Origin of the sequence: Faecalibacterium sp. I3-3-33 (assembly GCF_023347295.1) — a bacterium.
In the GTDB taxonomy this organism is placed as follows: Bacteria; Bacillota; Clostridia; order Oscillospirales; family Ruminococcaceae; genus Faecalibacterium.
Genome location: NZ_CP094469.1, coordinates 1,210,907 through 1,230,981 on the forward strand (window position 1 = coordinate 1,210,907; position 20,075 = coordinate 1,230,981).

A 20,075-nucleotide genomic window follows, 5' to 3' on the forward strand; every position below is an offset into this window, starting at 1 on the left:
TTATTGGAGAGGATTATGTCAAAGATTCAGCATGATGTGATGTTGAGGGTCGTGAAGATCCTGAATGTTCTGATGATCGAGCTGCCGTTTGCGGCTTGCTGGTTCCTGTACTACTCGCACCAGACCTATGCAAATCTGGCATGGGAGGGGCATTTTGCGATTTTAGGCCTGTTTTTTATCCTGTACATTGTACTCGGTAAAATCTACGATGCGTTCTGGATGTCGATGCAGCGGGTCTCAGAGCTTGTGTACGGCCAGATCCTTGGCGCTATGGCAACCGATGGTATTTTGTACATTGTGATCTGCCTGATGTCCGCAAAGATTTGCAACCTGTTGCCGGGTATCGCAGCAATTGTGGGACAGCTGGTGATGGCTGCGATCTGGGCATCCTGCGCACATAAATGGTACTACAAGACCTTCCCACCGCAGAAGACCGCTGTGGTCTACGATGTGCGTCATGGTATGGAAAAGCTCATCAACGAGTACGGTCTGAGCCAGAAATACGATGTGCAGGTCACCCTGAGCGTGTCGGAGTGCTTGGCAGACCTGAGCATTCTGGACGGCATGGAGACTGTTTTTGTCAGTGGTGTTCACAGCCACGAACGAAATATTATCCTGAAGCACTGCGTAGGGAAGGGCATCAATATGTTCGTCATTCCCCGCGTTGGCGACGTTATTATGAGTGGCGCTTGGCCGATGCATATGTTCCATCTGCCGATGCTGCGTGTCGGTCGCTACATGGCAAGCCCAGAGTTCTTGTTCATCAAGCGCGCGATGGACATTGTGATCTCACTGCTGGCACTGATCATCTTGAGCCCGCTGTTCCTGATCACAGCCATTGCAGTCAAATCCGATGGTGGTCCCGCCTTCTATAAGCAGGTGCGTCTGACCAAGGATGGCAAGCAGTTCGAAATCTTAAAGTTCCGCTCCATGCGCGTGGATGCAGAAAAGGATGGCGTGGCACGTCTTTCCACCGGCGACAAGGATGACCGTATTACAAAGGTCGGTCATATCATTCGCGCTTGCCGTCTGGACGAACTGCCTCAGTTGCTGAACATCCTGAAGGGTGATTTGTCTGTTGTGGGCCCTCGTCCGGAGCGCCCGGAGATCGCCGCACAGTACTGCGAGGAGATGCCGGAGTTTGCGCTGCGCCTGCAGGCTAAGGCTGGTCTGACCGGCTATGCACAGGTGTACGGCAAGTATAACACCACCCCCTACGATAAGCTGCAGATGGATTTGATGTATATTGCGCATCCCAGTCTGATTGAGGATTTGAAAATCATGCTGGCGACTGTGAAGATCCTGTTTATGCCTGAAAGCACCGAGGGCGTTTCCGAGGGGCAGACCACTGCCATGAGTGGCAAAAAATAACGGCTGGACTGCTTGGCTTTATAGCAATATAGACAAAAAACGAGCGAAAATCCGAAAAAAGTGACACCAGGCATAAACATAGGTCTTTCGATGACATTATCATTCTTCGAGCCTTGCAGGATGATGAAAATATCATCCGGGGCTGAAATCGGTCGTAAAGATAAGGGTGTACGGCTCATAAGGACGCTACGGTAAAGAGCTGTTTATACCAGAGTACACAGAAGGGGAAAAGACAGCGAAAATGCCGAAAAGTGTTGGTGCTACGGCATATTTCGAGGCTTTGTGGAGTCTGGAACAAATGAAGCGGTTACTGTTGCGGGGCTATGAGCCGAAAATGAGGCTCACGGATGATTGTTACAGTAAGGTGATATTTAGTCCAGAGTGTACCGAGATGAAGAAAATGAGAAATCACCGATAGTAAAAGAACCTCTGCGCCGATGAGATTCTCACACGGGCGAGTGTGAGCAAAGGTTTGGTGAGCGGTTGGCGCAGATAGTGCCATCAGGGATAAAGACGGGAGTTACTGTGGCAATGATTTGTCGCAGAAACGTTCATTGCAGCGGTACAGTACATAGCATCAGTGTGGCTCACACTGATGAGGACGATTAGTGGAGCTTTATAAGGAAAAACGGCTCAGACTCTTGGAGAATGAATCTGGACTGTTTTAGTGGAGGGAATAAGCAAAGTGAATGTTATTGAAATAAAAAATGGGGTTCAAGTTAATAAAGAATTTGATAAAGTGAAGGTTCAAGGATTTTTTCAGACATCAGAAATGCTGGAAAATGTATTGGGCTTCAGATATTTACTAAAATGCCAGACAAAGGTACGGTCTTTTGTATTGCAAGAAGAAAACACGGATCTGGTTCTGATACACACAAGAATAAAAATGGAGTATGTTATCTGCTTGGAAGTCTTGAGTGCTTTGACTATGTGGATTGTATTTATGGCGATATTTCTCTTCAAAAGCTAACAGAAGCATTTGAGACGTTCTTTGATTTTCTCAAGAGAAACAGCATTCATGTGTTTTGTGTGAGATTTATTGATGCGAAATCCAAAACCTATGCAGCAATAAAATCAATTGTGGAAGAACGAGAGCTTCTTTCGGAAGCCGATGTTGAAAATGTTGCGGTGCAGTTGGAAGAAGAAACATATGATAACTATTTCTCTTCTTTGACAAAGCACGCAAAGCAGAATATTAGAACGGCGTACAACCGCATGTCAACAGATCAAAAGGTCTATGAATGTAAATTTTATGTGGGGGGGGGTACAGAAAAACGGCAGTTGCATAAAAAGTGCATGAAAGTATATCAAGGTAGACTTCAAAGTAGATATGGAACAGGCTTGTCAACGCAAATCGGACATTATGCTGATTATGTATCAAAGGGAGTTGTTAAGGAGCGTGGGACAGTTTGTGCGCTGCTAATTGACGGAGAGGTAGCGGCATTTTTAGAGGGATTTATAGATAAGGGCTCTATCCTGGTACCGCGCCTTGCGATAAACGAAAAGTATAGACGATACAGTCCTGGACTGATTTGGTGTAATGAAATTATTAAAGAGTGTTACCATTCGGAAAAAATCCGGTGCTTAAACCTGTTGAGAGGAACAGAAAAATACAAGTATGATCTTGGCGGAAAAACCTATATAACAAAGAATTTGGAAATTGATTTGAGAGGGATCTATAACGATGAAGCGGAAACTGGAGTATCTTCTTAAACATACGCCGTGGCTTATGAGTTTTTTTATAGGGGCGGGTAGCGCAGTTTTGAAATTTATTGGCCTATTCGTAAAAGTTGACGAAAAAATGATTCTATTTGTTTCGTTCAGCGGAAAACAATATAATGATTCGCCTAGGGCCATCTACGAGTATATGAGGAATACAAAGGATGGAGAAGGCTATCACTATGTATGGGCGTTTGAACATCCAGAAGATTTTCCGCAGCTGACGTGTGATAAAGTAAAAATAGATACGCCAAAGTACTTTATTACCACGTTGAAAGCTAAATATTGGGTTGCAAGTGTAAATATTGAACGGGGATTGAAATATAAGAAGAAATCCCAGATTTATATGAACACATGGCATGGCCCGGCAATCAATTTAATGGGTAATGCGGTCGAAGGACGAAATGATTTCAACTGGGATCATATCGACTATTTCTGCATATCTGGCAGATACGAGGAGCCGATTATTACACGGGACTTTAGAGTTCTTCCGGAGAATCTTTTGTTATCTGGGCTGCCGCGAAATGATGCGCTTTATTCGTGCACAGAAGAAAAGAAAAAAGAGCTGAGGAAACAATTTGGTATTCCGGAGAATAAAAGAGTGATTTTGTATGCGCCGACGTGGAGGGAATCTACGGATGGCGGCAAGACCTGTAACCTGAAGCCTCCCATCAACCTGGAAAAGTGGGAGAATGAATTGGGCAATAATTATGTCCTCATTATTCGGGCTCATGTGAATACTAGACAGATGCTCGGCATTCGCTTTAATGATTTTGTTCGAGATGGATCGGATTATCCCGTAGTAAATGATTTGTTAATGGTAGCAGATTACCTCATTTCGGACTACTCCAGTATTATCATGGATTACTGCATTCTGGGGAGACCGATTGTGTGCTTTGGGTATGACTTTGAAGATTACAATAAGGCTCGCGGTGGATTCTACTTCGACTTGGATAAGGAAATTCCATCAGGAATTTGTCATACAGAGGACGAGGTTCTCAGCTATATCCTAAACGCGGATTACGATTTGGAAAGCCAAAAGGCAAAGGCGTTTAGAGACCGTCATATTGAAGTCGGTGGTCATGCGACTGAAATCTGTACGAAAAAACTTTTGAAATAAGATAGGTGGGGATATTAATGCTTAATTTTACAGTTGGTCCGGTAATGTCGGATGATGCAGTGCGCTCTATTGGGGCTGAACAGGTTCCGTACTTTAGAACCCCTGAGTTTTCGACCATCATGATTGAAAACGAGAATCTGATGAAAAAATTTGCAAAGGCAGAAGATGATGCCAGAGTAGTGTTTATTACTGGGTCTGGAACGGCATCTATGGAAGCCACTGTTATGAATGTCTTTGACAAGACGGACAAGGTCTTGGTTGTAAATGGCGGTAGCTTTGGACAACGCTTTGTGGAACTGTGTCAAATTCATGAAATCCCCTATGAGGAGATTTGCTTGGAGCCGGGTAAGGCGTTAAATAGAGAGCAGCTGGCTTTATACGATGGCAAGGGCTTTACAGGTTTCCTAGTTAATGTTCATGAAACATCGACGGGTGTTCACTACGACATGGAAATGATCAGTGAGTTCTGCAAGAAAAATGGAATCTTTCTGGTTGTTGACGCTATCAGCTCATTCCTGGCGGACGAGTTTGAGATGAAGCGATTGGGCGTTCAGGTGATGATTACGGGATCCCAGAAAGCATTGGCTTGCCCTCCGGGCGTATCAGTAATTGTTTTGTCGAGTGAGGCTGTCAAACGGGTAGAGAACCGTGAAGTGAAGTGTATGTATCTTAACCTGAAATCTGCGCTAAAGAATGGTGAACGGGGGCAGACGCCTTTCACACCAGCGGTTGGAACGCTTCGGCAGATTAATGTTCGGTTGAAGGAAATCGAAGCCGCAGGTGGCGTTGAGAGCGAAACCAAGAAGATTTCTGAACTTGCCCGGGATTTTAGACAAAAAATCAAGGGACTTCCGTTTGAAATCGTATCGGAATCGATGTCTAATGCGGTAACGCCGTTACATCCTTTGAATGTTTCGGCTTACGATGTTTTTACAACACTTAAGGATGAGTATGGTATCTGGATTTGCCCCAATGGCGGTGAAATGAAGGAAACCATTTTCCGTGTGGGCCATATTGGTGCGTTAACAAAAGAGGACAATACTACGCTTGTGAATGCATTTAAGGATTTGCAAAAGCGTGGACTTCTTTGATTGTGTGGAGGGAAGCAAGATATGGTAAAAGTGATTACATATGGTACCTATGACTTGCTTCACTATGGTCATATTAAGCTATTGGAACGCGCAAAAGCACTGGGCGATTATTTAATTGTAGGTGTTACGGCAGATGATTTTGATAAAACTCGCGGAAAAATCAATGTGCAGCAGTCATTGATGGAGCGCATTGAGGCAGTACGTGCTACAGGGCTTGCGGATAAGATCATTGTGGAGGAATATGAGGGTCAAAAGATAGATGACATTCGCAGGTACGGTGTAGATATTTTCACGGTTGGCTCTGATTGGGTTGGGAAGTTTGACTATCTGAATGACTATTGTAAGGTAGTATATCTTCCGAGAACCGAGGGGATTTCTAGTTCTGAAATTAGAGCAGAGAAGAGAAAAATTAGACTGGGGCTTGTTGGAGAAGACCCTTTATTGCTCAAGCATTTAAACGAGTCTGTTTTTGTCAACGGTGTTGAGGTGACTGCAGTATATTCGGAAAATGCAGAAATTCTGAAAGAAGTAGATGGGAGAATCGAAAACTGCAAAACCTTTGAGGCACTTTTGGGAAAGTGTGATGCAGTCTATCTGGTTAGTGTTCCACAACAGCATGAGGAGCAGATACGTAAAGCAATAGCTGCAGGTAAGCATGTTCTAGTAGAATCACCGATAGCAACTAATCCGGAAATAGTAAGGGAACTTTTCGAATCGGCTAGGCAACATCAGGTTATTCTTATGGAGTCAATCAAAACTGCGTATGCTACTGCGTATGATCGACTCCTTCTACTAATAAAAAGTGGAAAAATTGGGCAGGTGGTATCAATAGATTCGGTCTGTACCAGTCTAAGGGAAAAGGCACCAACCCTAGAAGAACAGAATCATGTTTGGTCAGGATTTGAGGCTTGGATGCCAACGGCACTGCTCCCAATTTATCAGTTGCTGGGTACGAATGACTGTACGGAACAATTTGTTTCAAGTTTTTATGATCAGCAACATCATTATGACAGGTTTACCCAGATGAATTTGATTTATCCCAATGCTGTGGCAACAGCTAGGGTTGGTATGGGCGTAAAGGCAGAGGGGCAGCTTATTATCTCGGGAACAAAAGGCTATGTATATGTTCCTGCTCCTTGGTGGAAAACAGATTATTTTGAAGTTAGATTTGAGAATCAAACGGACAATAAGCGATATTTTTACCAACTGGAAGGTGAGGGCATCCGCTACGAAATAGCAGCTTTTATACGAGCAATCAACAGCGTGGTAAATGTCAGCAGCATAGAAGAAGATGTTTCAATAAAAATTGCTGATGCGTTTGACAAATACAGAAAAGGTGAGAACCTCGTAAGAATAGGATGATGACATGTGTTCACTAGTCATCTACCAACGCCTAGTGCCGTTTACGTTGTAATGGAGAAATTGAATGAAAGTATTGATGTGGATGGATGGCAGCTTTGACAGAAGAACGCCATCAGAACACTTGTTGGTAGCCATAGTTCAGGCACTATACGCTAATGGTCATACCGTACATATTATTCAACAGAATACGGGGGGACCACTCGATGTCCTGCCAAAGGAACTTGTCGATCTCGGTGTAACAACGGACTGCGTGCCGTGTCAAATGGCAGCCAAAGGAAATCTGACCGGAAGGTACCTGGCAGGATTGGGGTATATTTGGCGCTGCCGTAAAGCGATTTGGAAACACAGAGATTGTGAGGCTGTTTTTAGTCAATCAAGTAATGCCGCAGGAGTTATGGCATTTATGGTTAAGCGATTATTGCCAAAGGCAAGACTAACCTACAATGTGCAGGATATCTTTCCGGAAAATGCCGCCTATATCGGTAGTGCGAAAGGAATAGTGTATAAGATTCTTTCTGCAGAGCAACGATATGCCTACCGTCATGCGGATCAAATAATCACAATTTCGGAAGATATGAAAGAGTTGCTGATTGAAAAAGGCGCAGATTCGCAAAAAACTGAGGTTGTGTATAACTGGAGCTACACTGATAGTTTGTACCGTTATGAAGACGTATATAGCGAAAAAATAGCGAAGTTTTTATCTACGGATAAGTTTAATGTTGTTTATGCAGGCAACATTGGAACTATGCAGAATGTAGATGTGGTAGTAGAAACCGCAAAACTTATGCAGGATGAAGAAGACGTTCACTTTCATATTTTTGGAGATGGCATGTATAAGGAACGGCTTCAACACGAAGCAGAAGGGTTAAGCAATATTTCTTTCTGGCCGATGCAGCCGTCAGAGTTGGCTCCTAGCATTTATGCTATGGCAGATGTAAATGTGATTCCTCTTGCACCCAATATTTACCGAACTGCTCTGCCAAGTAAAACAGCAACATGTATAGCATGCGGTAAACCAATCGTGTTTTGTATTGGTCGAGAATCTAAATTACTTAATATACTTGAACAAAATGGGTTGTGTGCTTTTGTACCAAGTGATGATGCAAAATGTCTTGCTGAATCGGTCTTAAACTTAAAGAAGAGTTTGAAGGACAGAACATTTTTGGATGAAAAGTTCCATCAGTACTTTGAAAGAGAAAAGAATTCGAATGAATATTCACGACTTATTACTGGAGCATAACAATGAAAAATAAAGAACAGGATATTGTATGTTTGACAGGTCTGTTTCCTGAAGAATATGTAGATGAGATTAATAAGTATTCTTTGACCGGTGTACAAAATGCAGCAAATAAGCTCCAGTGGGGAATTGTTAAAGGGCTAGATGGATTGGGCGAAAACGTTACAATTTTTAATTCAATCTATGTTGGTTCGTATCCTAGACTGTATCGTAAAATAATGATTCCGACATTTCACTTTGGTCACGGATCGGAGAAGAATGACATAAATATTGGATTCATTAATATTGCAGGAATAAAGGTTCTTAGTCGATATTACACGGTTAAAAGAGAGTTGGATAAATGGGCATCGGTAGACTCTGGTAGAGAAAAAGTGCTTCTGATTTATGCAATGACAACTCCATTTGCCCAGTTGGCGGGATATATAAAAAGAAAGTATAGCAGTATTAAGGTTATATATATTATACCGGACTTGCCGATGTACATGAACGTGACAAAAGTACAGGAAAGCGCGGTTTACAGAACAAGGAAAAAAATTGAGGAATTCTTATTCCATAGATCACTAAAGAATGTTGATGGATATGTTCTCCTGACAGATAGCATGAAGGAATGGTTTACAACAGATATCAATTATACAGTAGTTGAAGGCATGGCAACTATAGATAATACGATTGACGTTGACGATATCAAGAAGAAAAAACAAATCTTGTATGCTGGTGGAATAAAAAGGGAATATGGAGTCATTGATCTTGTTAGTGCATTTTCTCAAATTGATGACCCGGAGTGGGAACTGGTGATTTATGGTGATGGTACAGATATGGAATCCGTTTGCGAGTATGCGAAGAGGGATGTGCGTATTAAAATAATGGGATCTGCGCCGAATGCAGTTGTTATGAAACATCAGCGAGAAGCCGCACTCCTTATAAACCCACGCAAAAACCAGGAAATGGCGAAATATAGTTTCCCTTCGAAGACATTAGAGTATATGTTGTCAGGAACTCCAATGTTAGGTTATAAGTTGGCGGGGATACCAGAAGAATATTATGACAATATGTTTGTTATTCAAGATTCTGAAAATGGGATGGAAGAAGCATTAAGAAAGGCCATGGATTTGCCTGAAACTGAAAGGATAAAAATGGGGGAAAAGGCTAAACATTTTGTGGTCAAAGAAAAAAACCCCGAAAAGCAGTGCCAAAAAATATTGGAGCTAATAGGCAGATTGGAATAATGATATGAGAATTTGTTTTGTAATAGGCGCTATGAACTATAGTGGCGCAGAAAAAGTCCTTTCAATTGTGATGGGAGAATTGGCTAAAAAAGGGAATGAGGTTGCAGTCATTCTCCTCGAGCAGCCTTATGAGGTAAGGGAAACTGTTGATTCAATAAAGACATTTGGAGCAAAGGCAACGGGAAATAGAATAAGCAGATTACTCAAAAGATGGAAATATATTGAGAAGAATGTTCATGAAATCGAGCCAGATATAGTTGTCTCCTTTGGGTCGGTCTGCAATGTGAACACAATTATGAGTCTTTTGAAATCAGATATTCCGCTTGTCGTTTGTGAGAGAAACGATCCCGTGTTTGACCCGAGAACAAAAAAAGAACGGTTGGAACGTGATATATTGTACCGTTTTGCAGACGCATATGTTTTTCAAACAAATACTATTGCAGATTACTTCAAATCGATTTGTGGAGAAAAACCGGTTGGTATTATTCCAAACCCAATTATTGACAGCGGAGTGCGCTGGGATATTAATAATCATGAAAAAGTGATTTCAACAGTAGCGCGCTTAGATGATTTTCAAAAGTCACATTATAAAATGATGAAGGCTTTTGAACTGTTTCATGCGAAGAATCCTGAGTACTGTTTGGAAATATTTGGAGACGGTCCAGATAAAGTAGGATACCAAGAATATATACATGATAACGGCTTATCGGATTACATTATATTGAAAGGGAAAACTACTAATCCCCAGCGAGCAATAGCAAATTCTAGCGCGTTTATTCTAACATCGAAGTTCGAAGGTATGCCGAATGCATTGATGGAGGCCATGTCTATTGGTATACCGTGTGTTTCTACCGATTGTGGCGGAGGCGGCGCATACGCATTGTTTGATATGTGCGGAATTGAAAAATATTTGCTTGAGAAATCGACACCGGAAGGTATCGCAAATGCCCTTTGTAATTTAGTGAATGATTCCCAAGCACAGCTTGAACTCTCATCGAATTCTTTACGGATAAATGAGGTGTTAGAGAAGGGAAAGGTGGCGAGGAGATGGCAGGAATTTTTGTCAAAAGTCGTAGAGACACAAGCCGAATAACATCTGATGATTACATTGTCGGATTGTTTGTCCTTGCAACATTCGTTTTTGAGAATGCCCGGTTTTCAAAGCTGTTTTCGATAATTCAGGCAGGTTTCTTTTTGTATTTCATTTGGCTACTTTTTACTGAAAAGAAAATGCCATTAAATCCCGTCGTTAAATGGGCGTGCATGGTTGCTGGATTTGCTATTATTTTATTGACTTTTCACGATAGACCATCGGTAGAAACTGCCACAATTTCACTTATTAAGAATTGTTTGAAGGCACTTTGTATATCGTTATATTTATTTAAAAGAAAAACTCCGGTGCCTCTTATTTCTAGCATTGCTTTCAGTGGGATTATATGCGGAGCAGAGTTGCTGGCAGGATTTCTCAGTAGTTCATTGTCATTTACAGAGTTAAAATATGCAACCAATAGTCGGATTGGCGCAGATATTGCGGGTGGCAATGTCAATATAGTTGCAATGAATATGTGTTTTGCTTTTTCAGCGTGGCTGTATTTGATTAGAAGTCAAAAGAAGCTATGGATTCAAAGAGTGTTCTATGGTTGCTTGATATTTATTGCAGGTACAGCACTGCTAACAGGAACAAGAAAAATCCTGCCTTTTTTTGTTATTACTTTTTTTATGGCAAACAGCGATATGAAATTCAAGTATAAGCTTATTACCTTTATCGGTATTGTTGGCTTATACTTAGCCTTAATGAACATAGAACCCCTTTATTTTCTGGTTGGACATAAAATCGATTTTTTTAATACTAGTAAAGCGTATAGTATGTATAAAGGATCGGATAGTGATCGACTTATGCTTGCATTGGGCGCAATTGACCTTTTTACTAATCATCCATTTGGCTTGGGATTTGGAAATGTTGTAAATTATCTTGGTGTCTATGCTCACAATAATTACGCTGAGGTTTTAGCATCAGCCGGGATTTTTGGATTTATATTATATTATGGCTTGTACTTTTGGGGACTTCATACTTCGTACCGAAATAGACATGATGCAATCAGTAGATACTGTCTCTTAACTTTGGTTGGACTAATGGTTATTGAGTTTGGCCAGGTTACCTATCTTTACTCACTTCCCTTTTTCTTTTTTCCAATATTATGTGCGGTGTCTATTAAGGATTTAGATGCTTCTAGCATGGTATAAGAGGAGGAAGTAATAGTTGATTAGAACGACAATTCGTGATACGACAGTTGTACACACAGGTGCCTAAACATTAGGGTGGCTCATATAGAAGGGAGTTGAGCTTTTATTTGAATAGCAGTTTTAATTCAAAACTAATCTCTGCAACGAAATGGTCTTCTTTAACTGAGATAGTAGCTAAATTAGTCACACCAATAACTAGTATGATCCTTGCCAGAGTGCTCGCCCCAGAAATCTTTGGCATTGTAGCTTCTGTAAACGTTGTTATTAGTTTTTGTGATTTGTTTACAGATGCAGGATTTCAGAAATATATCATTCAGCATGAAACAGGCGATAATGAGTCTATAGATAAATATGCGAATGTGGCTTTCTGGACAAACCTCTTTATTTCATTTTCGATGTGGGGAATTATCGCTGTTTTTGCAGAAACGATAGCGAGCTTGGTAGGCTGCCCTGGGAAAAAAATGGCGATAATAATTGCTTGCGCAAATCTTCCTCTTACATCTTTTTCAAGCATTCAAATCGCTCTGCTGAAACGTGAGATGAATTTTAAGCCACTATTTTTTTCTCGCATAGCGACAATTCTAGTTCCTGTTTTTGTCACAGTACCTTTGGGAATAATTACAAGATCCTACTGGGCAATGATAATCGGAACAATTGCAAGTAACCTTATTACGGTAGTGACAATGTTGCTATTATTACAATGGAGACCAAAACTTCAATACAGCTTTTCTCTTTTAAAGAGTATGCTCAGCTTTTCTATCTGGTCATTGCTCGAATCAGTACTGGTCTGGATTATAAACTGGGGTGATGTTTTCATTGTTGGCAGTATTCTGTCTTCTTACTACTTGGGCCTTTATAAAACCTCGATGAGTTTGATAAATCAAGTGTTTGCTATCGTATCTGCATCGATGGTTCCAGTTTTGCTTACAGCATTATCGAGACTTCAGAGTGACGATGCTGAGTTTAGAAAAGTGTATTATCGTTTTAGCTTTTATTCAGGATTGATTCTTATTCCAATGGGAGTAGGACTTTTCATATTTAGAGATACAGTTTGCCTTATTGGTCTGGGACCTGATTGGATAGAAGCATCGACACTGATGGGAACCTGGGGATTGGTAAGCTCCTTTGCAATTTTGTTCAATTCCTACAATGGGGATGTACTAATTGCAAAGGGAAAACCTAAGGTGTCTGTTATAATTCAGATAATCCAGATCATTGCCATTGTTCCCGTTGTTTATTTCGGAGCAAAAAAAGGATTTGGATATCTCTCTTATGCACGTGCACTGGTTCGAGTCATCGGGATGATTGTCCACTGCTCCGCGGTAAGAATTGTAGCCGGAATCTCAACAAGAAAAGTGATTTCAGAATTGATACCGAGTATTGTAGCAACCGCAGTTATGGGGATGTTTGGATTCTGGTTTGTATCACTACAATGTGATTGGTGGATCAATATCCTGGGAATTTTTGTTTGTATGCTCATATATGCGGTTGTCGCAATGATGTTTCCAAGTATTAGGTCAATTGCTTATGATTTCTTTTATAAACTGCGACATAAAGTGAATAAATAGAATCGTCATATTTTTGCTAGGGATTGGATAGAGGCCTGACAACTTGTCATGCGACTATCCCTGAACATATATCATATTAGGAGGAAAATAAAAATGTCTGCATTTGATAACGCAACCCTTATGATCACTGGTGGTACTGGTTCTTTTGGTTCTACCGTTCTGAAGCACTTTCTGGATTCTGACCTGAAGGAAATCCGTATCTTCTCTCGTGACGAAAAGAAGCAGGACGATATGCGCCATGAACTTCAGGCCAAGCATCCGGAGACTGCTGGCAAGGTCAAGTTCTATATCGGTGATGTCCGCAATCCGCAGTCCATCCGTGACGCAATGCCCGGTGTTGACTACATCTTCCACGCTGCCGCTTTGAAACAGGTTCCTTCCTGTGAGTTCTTCCCCATGCAAGCTGTCCAGACCAACGTCATCGGCACTGATAATGTGCTGCACGCCGCCATTGATGCCGGTGTCAAGCGTGTTGTTTGCTTGTCCACCGACAAGGCTGCCTACCCCATCAATGCCATGGGCATCTCCAAGGCTATGATGGAGCACGTCATCTACGCCAATGCCCGTGTAGCTGCTGAGCGTGGTGGCACTACCATCTGCTGCACTCGTTACGGCAACGTTATGTGCAGCCGTGGTTCCGTCATTCCTCTGTTTATTGACCAGATCAAGGCCGGCAATCCCATCACAATCACCGACCCCAACATGACCCGCTTCCTGATGAATCTGGACGAGGCTGTGGACCTGGTTATGTTCGCCTTCCAGCACGCCAATCCCGGTGACCTGTTCATCCAGAAGGCGGACGCTTCCACCATCGGCGATCTGGCAAAGGCCGTCCAGCAGCTGTTCGGCGATACCGGTACGAACATCATCGGCACCCGTCACGGCGAGAAGCTGTTCGAGACTCTGATGACCCGTGAGGAGCGTCTGCGCAGCCAGGATATGGGCCATTATTTCCGTGTTGCTGCGGATAACCGTGACCTGAACTACGATAAGTTTGTCGTCAACGGCGAGGTACATACTATGGCAGACGAGTCCTACACCAGCCATAACACTACCCGTCTGGATGTGGAAGGAACTGTTAAGAAGATCCTGACCACCGAATATGTCCAGAACGAACTGAAGGGTATCCCGAATGTCTAAGGAAAAGCTGCTGCTGGGTGGTGCCGGTGGCTTCGGGCGCATGGTGGCGGAGCAGGCGATGCTCCAATACGATTGCGCTTTTGTGGATGATGGACAGTCTGTGGGTGCTGAGATCTGTGGCATTCCGGTGGTTGGCGGCCTTGCCGATTTACCGGAGCTGCGGAAAGAGTACAGCTTGCTGGTGGTAGGCATCGGCAACAATCAGTTCCGGGCACAGGTGTATGAGAAGGCAAAAGCACTTGGCTATGCGTTCCCCAACATCATTGCTCCCAGTGCCTACATCAGCCCATACGCCAAGTTGGGATGCGGTTGTGTGGTGCTGCAAAACGCTTGTGTTCAGAATGGTGCATCTGTGGGAAACGGTGTTCTGCTGAATGCCGGAACAGAGGTCCACTGTGATGCAGCGGTAGGGGACTACGCCCTGATTTACACCAACAGCGTTGTTCGCACCGGCGCAACGGTGGGAAATTTTGCCCGCATCGGCAGCAACTGCACCATCTGCAATAATGCAACTGTGCCGGATGGCGCAGATATTCCGGACTGCACCGCAGTACATTAAAGAGGTGATAGGATGAACATTCTAGTCACAGGTGCCAAGGGCATGGTGGGAACCGCCCTGTGTAACAACCTGAAAAACATCCGGGATGGGAAAAATAAGACCCGCCCGGCACTGGATATTGAAGAAATCTTCGAGTATGATTTGAACTCCACCCCGGAGGAGTTGGACGAATACTGCCAGAAAGCAGACTTTGTGTTCAATCTGGCAGGCGTGAATCGCCCGGAAAACCCAGAAGACTTCATGAAGGGCAACTTTGGCTTTGCATCCGACCTGCTGAACTGCCTGAAAAAGCACAACAATAAGGCAACCATCATGCTGTCCTCCTCCATTCAGGCAACTTTGGCTGGTCGCTTCGGCAACAGCGAGTATGGCCGCAGCAAAAAGGCTGGCGAGGAGCTGTTCTTCCAGTATGCTCAGGAGACCGGTGCGAAGGTAGCGGTCTACCGTTTTGTCAACCTGATGGGTCGCAGCCGCCCCAAGTACAACAGTGCCGTCAGCACCTTCTGCTGGGCAGTTGCCAACGATGAGCCCTTCACCGTCAACGACCGCAGCACCGAGTTGGAACTGCTGTACATCGACGATCTGGTAGAAGGTATGTTTGACCTGCTGGAAGGCAAGGAACAGCACTGTGAATTTGACGGTGTAGAGACTGTTCTGAAAGCAGACGGTCGCTACTGCTGTGTCCCTGTGACCCACAAGGTTACGCTGGGAGAGATTGTGGACTTGCTGCAAGAGTTCAAGGCACAGCCGACTACGCTCATGATGCCCAAGATGCCGGACGGCAGCTTTGCCAAGAAGCTGTATTCCCTGTACCTGACCTACCTGCCGACGGACAAGTTCAAGTATGCCCTGAAGATGAACGTGGACAACCGTGGTTCTTTCACGGAATTGGTTCATACCGCTGACTGTGGGCAGGTGAGCATCAACATCAGCCGTCCCGGAATCACCAAGGGGCAGCACTGGCACAACTCCAAGTGGGAGCTGTTCATTGTGGTCGCTGGTCACGGCCTGATCCAAGAGCGGAACATCAACACCGGGGAAACGGTGGAGTTCGAAGTTTCCGGGGATAAGATTGAGGCTGTCCACATGGTTCCCGGCTGGACCCACAACATCATCAACCTGTCGGAGACAGAGAATCTGGTGACGGTGATGACCTGCAACGAAATTTTCAACCCGAATCATCCAGATACCTTCTTCGATCCGGTGTAAGAAAAGATACTGGTTGACGTTAGGAGGATATTATGGAACACAATTTTAAATGGAAAAACGACGGGCGCACCAAGGTCATGATCGGCTGCGGCACCCGTCCGGAAATTATTCGTCTGGCGGCGGTGATTAAGCGCTGCCGGGAATATTTTGACTGCTGCGTGGTCTATTACAATCAGAATTGGGACAGAAACCTTTCCACCGTGTTCTGGGAGGATTTCGAACTGAAGAACACCTTCGGGGAATATGGCCCGGACATTCTTGTGCCTGTGGTTGGCGAGAATCTGGGCGTGACCTGCGGTAACATTCTGGGGCGCAGCTATGAGCTTCTGTCCGAATTGCAGCCGGAGGGCTATCTGGTGCTGGGCGATACCAACTCCTGTCTGTCCGCCATTAGCGCAAAGCGGCTGCACATCCCGCTGTTTCATATGGAGGCAGGCAACCGCTGCAAGGATGAGTGCCTGCCTGAGGAGACTAATCGCCGCATCGTGGATGTGATTTCTGACGTGAATATGTGCTATTCCGAGTTTGCCCGGAAGTATCTGGCGGACACCGGACTGCCCAAGGAACGCACCTACCAGACCGGCTCTCCCATGGCGGAAGTCCTGCACATGAATCTGGAGAAGATCCAGAAAAGCGACGTGCTGGAGCGTCTGGGACTGGAGAAGGACAAGTACATTCTGCTGTCTGCCCACCGTGAGGAGAACATCGACTCTGAAAAGAACTTCCTGAGTCTGTTCACTGCCATCAATGCGCTGGCAGAGAAGTACGATATGCCCATTCTCTACTCCTGCCATCCCCGCAGCAAGCACCGTCTGGAAAAGAGTGGCTTCAAACTCGACCCTCGTGTCCGGGTCAATGAGCCGCTAGGCTTCAACGACTATAACAAGCTGCAAATGAACGCTCTGGCAATCGTCTCCGACTCCGGCACCCTGCCCGAGGAGAGCAGCTTCTATCTGTCTATTGGTCATCCCATCGCCGCTGTGTGCATCCGCACCAGTACGGAACGCCCTGAGGCGCTGGAGGCTGGTGACTTTATTCTGGCTGGCATTACTACTCGTGAGCTTCTCAACGCTACCGATATGGCAATCGAGATGAAGCAAAAGGGCGTTCTGGGTAAGCCCTGCCCTGATTATGTGGACGAGACCGTGTCCATGAAGGTGGTTCGCATCATTCAGGGTTATGTAAACGTAGTTAATAAGATGGTGTGGAGAAAAGGGTAAGTGTGAAAAAGATGAGTAAAACAGTATTCATCACCGGTTCATCCGGTTTTATCGGCTCTAACCTTGCCAAGCGTATTCTGACCACTGAGCCGGATACCAAGGTTATCGGCCTGGACAACATGAACGATTATTATGATGTTCGCATCAAAGAAGCTCGCCTTGAGGAGCTTCAGAAATTTGAAAACTATACCTTTATAAAAGGAAATCTTGCAGACAAGGCACTTATCAACAGCATTTTTGAGCAATATCACCCGGATATTGTGGTCAATCTGGGTGCTCAGGCAGGTGTGCGTTACTCCATCACCAACCCGGATGCCTACATTGAGAGCAACATGATTGGCTTCTACAACATTCTGGAAGCCTGCCGTCATTATCCGGTGGAGCATCTGGTGTACGCATCCTCCAGCTCCGTCTATGGCAGCAACAAGAAGGTGCCCTACTCCACCGATGACAAGGTGGACAATCCGGTTTCTCTGTATGCGGCTACCAAGAAGTCCAACGAGCTGATGGCACACGCTTACTCCAAACTCTACAATATCCCCTCTACTGGTCTGCGGTTCTTCACGGTCTATGGCCCTGCTGGTCGTCCGGATATGGCATATTTTGGCTTTACCAATAAGCTGGTGAACGGCGAAACTATCAAGATCTTCAACTACGGCAACTGCAAGCGGGACTTTACTTATGTGGATGACATCGTGGAAGGCGTTGTCCGTGTGATGGCGAAAGCTCCTGAAAAGAAGAATGGCGAGGATGGTTTGCCCATTCCGCCCTATGCAGTCTACAATATCGGCAACTCCAACCCGGAGAACCTGCTGGACTTTGTGCAGATCCTGTCGGAGGAGCTGGTGCGTGCCGGTGTACTCCCTGCGGACTATGACTTTGAGGCTCACAAGGAGCTGGTTCCCATGCAGCCCGGTGATGTGCCTGTGACCTTTGCTGACACTGAGCCGTTGGAGCGTGACTTCGGTTTTAAGTCACATACCCCACTGCGGGAGGGCCTGCGGAAGTTTGCTGAGTGGTATAAAAAGTTCTATATGGAATAAGGCGGTGGGAGGAATTATATGCGCTGCGAGGAAAGATTCTACGAAATATATGGAAAAGATCCCGTGGACATTAGCTTTTGCCCCTATCGGATTTGCCCCATTGGTGCCCACAGTGATCACAACTTAGGAAAGATCACAGGACTTGCGATTGATAAAGGAATCCATATTGCATACAAGCCAAAGATGAATGGCGTTGTTGAAATGTGCAGTCTTCAATTCCCGAAACGTGCCCAGTGGCATATCCGGGAGATTGGCGAAAAAACCGGCGACTGGGCAGACTATCTGCGTGGCGCTACCTGGGCGCTGAGCAATCGGTACCCATTGACAGTCGGACTCAGTGGCGTCATTGAGGGCTCTTTGCCCATCGGAGGGCTTTCTTCCTCTGCAGCGGTGATACTGTCCTTCCTAGATGCATTGTGCCAAGTCAATGGAATTAAACTGGAGCCGTCTGAACTGATCAGCATTGCGTTTGATGCAGAGAAAAACTACGTGGGCGTTAATGTGGGAACCCTGGATCAGAGCTGTGAGGTTCTGAGTAAAAAAGACCACTTGCTGTATCTGGACTGTAAGGATAACAGCTACGAGCTGATTCCCACGAATCCCAATATGAAGCCCTACAAGATTGCGGTGTTTTTCAGTGGATTGGAGCACAGTCTGACTGGCTCTAAATATAATATGCGGGTGGATGAACTGCGATCCGGTGTTTACGCTTTGCAGGCTTTTGCGGGTCTGGAGTACGGAAAGTTTAATGAGGCCAATGCCCGTGATGTTTCGTATGAAATCTACCAGACATACAAGGACAAGCTGCCGGCACAATGGGCAAGACGTTGCGAGCACTGGTATACGGAGTTCAAGCGTGTGGAAGCTGGTGCGGAAGCATGGCGGCGAGGCGATTTGGAAGAGTATGGACGCCTGTCCTTTGAATCTGGCTGGAGCAGCATCCACAACTGGGAGTCCGGTGCGCCGGAGCAGATCAAACTCTACGAGATTATGAGGGAGACCGCTGGCATTTATGGTGGGCGCTTCAGCGGTGCTGGCTTTAAGGGGTGTTGCATGGCATTGATTGATCCCAGCAAGACAGATGTCATTCGGGAAGAAGTGGAGCGGAAATATCTCACCGCATTCCCGGAGATGCGTGGCAAGTACAGTTTTCATCTGTGCGAGAGTGCGGACGGCGTAGGGCATAAGACGGAGGACTAATATGAAGTGCTTGATTTTGGCCGCGGGATACGCAACCCGCCTGTATCCCTTGACGGAGAACTTTCCCAAACCCTTGCTGAAGGTAGGGGATAAGACCATCTTAGATTGGCTGGTGGATGACATTGATACCGCTGGTTTGGTGGATACCTATGTGGTCATTAGCAACCACAAGTTTGCCCACCATTTTGAAGACTGGGCGGCAACCAAGAAACAGAATATCCGGGTGGTGGACGATGGAACAATCAGCAATGAGACCCGGCTTGGTGCTGTATGTGATGTGCAATTTGCCATTGACCAGTTGGGGCTGGATGATGACCTGCTGGTGATTGCCGGTGATAACGTGCTGGATTTCTCCCTCTCCAGGTTTGTTGCCTATGCCGACGAGAAGAAAACCTCTTGCATCATGCGCTATTATGAGCCCAGCGAAAAGAAACTCACCAAATGCGGTGTGGTGGAACTCGACGACCAGGATAGAATTCTGTCTATGGAAGAAAAGCCAGCCCAACCCAAGAGCCACTGGTGTTGCCCTCCCTTCTATGTCTACACCCGAGAGGATGCCCAAAAGGTCAAGGATGCAATTTCACAGAAGAAGTGTGGTACTGATGCTCCGGGTAGCTTTATTGCATGGCTGTGCACGGTAGCGGATGTGCAAGCTATGGAGATGCCGGGCAAGCGGTATGACATTGGAAATCTGGAAAGCTATCAGCAGGTTCAGCAGGAGTATCAGGGAATCAAGGCATAAGTCTTGCTAAGGATGGAAGAATGT

The 20,075-nt window shown here is 45.1% G+C and carries 17 protein-coding genes; all 17 read left to right on the plus strand.

Annotated features, from left to right (window positions below; translation table 11 throughout):
- The first annotated feature begins 15 nt into the window (after positions 1-15).
- The 17 genes from MTP39_RS05835 to MTP39_RS05915 all read left to right on the plus strand — a co-directional run bounded on the left by MTP39_RS05835 (position 16) and on the right by MTP39_RS05915 (position 20,051).
- Positions 16-1,371: a sugar transferase gene (locus MTP39_RS05835; RefSeq protein ID WP_249241809.1), complete on the plus strand. Its 1,356-nt coding sequence runs from the start codon at positions 16-18 to the stop codon at positions 1,369-1,371.
- 810 nt (positions 1,372-2,181) lie between these two features.
- Positions 2,182-3,084 (plus strand): GNAT family N-acetyltransferase, encoded by a 903-nt coding sequence (locus MTP39_RS05840; protein ID WP_249241810.1) that lies wholly within the window; start codon positions 2,182-2,184, stop codon positions 3,082-3,084.
- Positions 3,056-4,210, plus strand: coding sequence for a CDP-glycerol glycerophosphotransferase family protein (locus MTP39_RS05845; RefSeq protein ID WP_249241812.1), 1,155 nt, complete (start codon positions 3,056-3,058; stop codon positions 4,208-4,210). Before MTP39_RS05840 ends, MTP39_RS05845 begins: the two co-directional genes overlap by 29 nt.
- 17 nt (positions 4,211-4,227) lie before the next feature.
- The gene (locus MTP39_RS05850; RefSeq protein WP_249241813.1) at positions 4,228-5,301 is read left to right on the plus strand and encodes a pyridoxal-phosphate-dependent aminotransferase family protein; all 1,074 of its coding nucleotides are present in this window, start codon (positions 4,228-4,230) and stop codon (positions 5,299-5,301) included.
- A 21-nt stretch (positions 5,302-5,322) separates the two neighbouring features.
- Positions 5,323-6,663 carry a Gfo/Idh/MocA family oxidoreductase gene (locus MTP39_RS05855; RefSeq protein WP_249241815.1) on the plus strand — a complete coding sequence of 447 codons (1,341 nt, stop codon included), beginning with the start codon at positions 5,323-5,325 and terminating at the stop codon, positions 6,661-6,663.
- 64 nt (positions 6,664-6,727) lie between these two features.
- Positions 6,728-7,903, plus strand: a complete 1,176-nt coding sequence (locus MTP39_RS05860) for a glycosyltransferase family 4 protein (protein WP_249241817.1) — start codon at positions 6,728-6,730, stop codon at positions 7,901-7,903.
- A gap of 2 nt (positions 7,904-7,905) precedes the next feature.
- Positions 7,906-9,126 (plus strand): glycosyltransferase, encoded by a 1,221-nt coding sequence (locus MTP39_RS05865; protein ID WP_249241818.1) that lies wholly within the window; start codon positions 7,906-7,908, stop codon positions 9,124-9,126.
- Positions 9,127-9,130: 4 nt separating this feature from the next.
- Positions 9,131-10,219, plus strand: a complete 1,089-nt coding sequence (locus tag MTP39_RS05870; protein ID WP_249241819.1) for a glycosyltransferase — start codon at positions 9,131-9,133, stop codon at positions 10,217-10,219.
- Complete coding sequence (locus tag MTP39_RS05875) at positions 10,174-11,370, plus strand: O-antigen ligase family protein (RefSeq protein ID WP_249241820.1); 1,197 nt, start codon at positions 10,174-10,176, stop codon at positions 11,368-11,370. Before MTP39_RS05870 ends, MTP39_RS05875 begins: the two co-directional genes overlap by 46 nt.
- A gap of 107 nt (positions 11,371-11,477) precedes the next feature.
- Positions 11,478-12,938, plus strand: a complete 1,461-nt coding sequence (locus MTP39_RS05880; RefSeq protein WP_249241822.1) for a lipopolysaccharide biosynthesis protein — start codon at positions 11,478-11,480, stop codon at positions 12,936-12,938.
- A 93-nt stretch (positions 12,939-13,031) separates the two neighbouring features.
- Positions 13,032-14,078, plus strand: a complete 1,047-nt coding sequence (locus MTP39_RS05885; RefSeq protein WP_249241824.1) for a polysaccharide biosynthesis protein — start codon at positions 13,032-13,034, stop codon at positions 14,076-14,078.
- Positions 14,071-14,637, plus strand: a complete 567-nt coding sequence (locus MTP39_RS05890; protein WP_249241825.1) for a PglD-related sugar-binding protein — start codon at positions 14,071-14,073, stop codon at positions 14,635-14,637. The genes MTP39_RS05885 and MTP39_RS05890 overlap by 8 nt, the downstream gene beginning before the upstream one ends.
- Positions 14,638-14,649: 12 nt before the next feature.
- A complete protein-coding gene (locus MTP39_RS05895; RefSeq protein ID WP_249241827.1) occupies positions 14,650-15,846 on the plus strand; it encodes a polysaccharide biosynthesis C-terminal domain-containing protein in 1,197 nt (398 codons plus the stop codon).
- Positions 15,847-15,878: 32 nt separating this feature from the next.
- Positions 15,879-17,066, plus strand: a complete 1,188-nt coding sequence (locus MTP39_RS05900; RefSeq protein WP_117554180.1) for a UDP-N-acetyl glucosamine 2-epimerase — start codon at positions 15,879-15,881, stop codon at positions 17,064-17,066.
- Positions 17,067-17,077: 11 nt separating this feature from the next.
- Positions 17,078-18,109 (plus strand): NAD-dependent epimerase/dehydratase family protein, encoded by a 1,032-nt coding sequence (locus MTP39_RS05905; protein ID WP_249241828.1) that lies wholly within the window; start codon positions 17,078-17,080, stop codon positions 18,107-18,109.
- A gap of 18 nt (positions 18,110-18,127) precedes the next feature.
- Positions 18,128-19,309, plus strand: coding sequence for a GHMP family kinase ATP-binding protein (locus MTP39_RS05910; protein ID WP_249241830.1), 1,182 nt, complete (start codon positions 18,128-18,130; stop codon positions 19,307-19,309).
- Position 19,310: 1 nt separating this feature from the next.
- The gene (locus MTP39_RS05915) at positions 19,311-20,051 is read left to right on the plus strand and encodes a nucleotidyltransferase family protein (protein WP_249241832.1); all 741 of its coding nucleotides are present in this window, start codon (positions 19,311-19,313) and stop codon (positions 20,049-20,051) included.
- Positions 20,052-20,075: the final 24 nt, after the last annotated feature.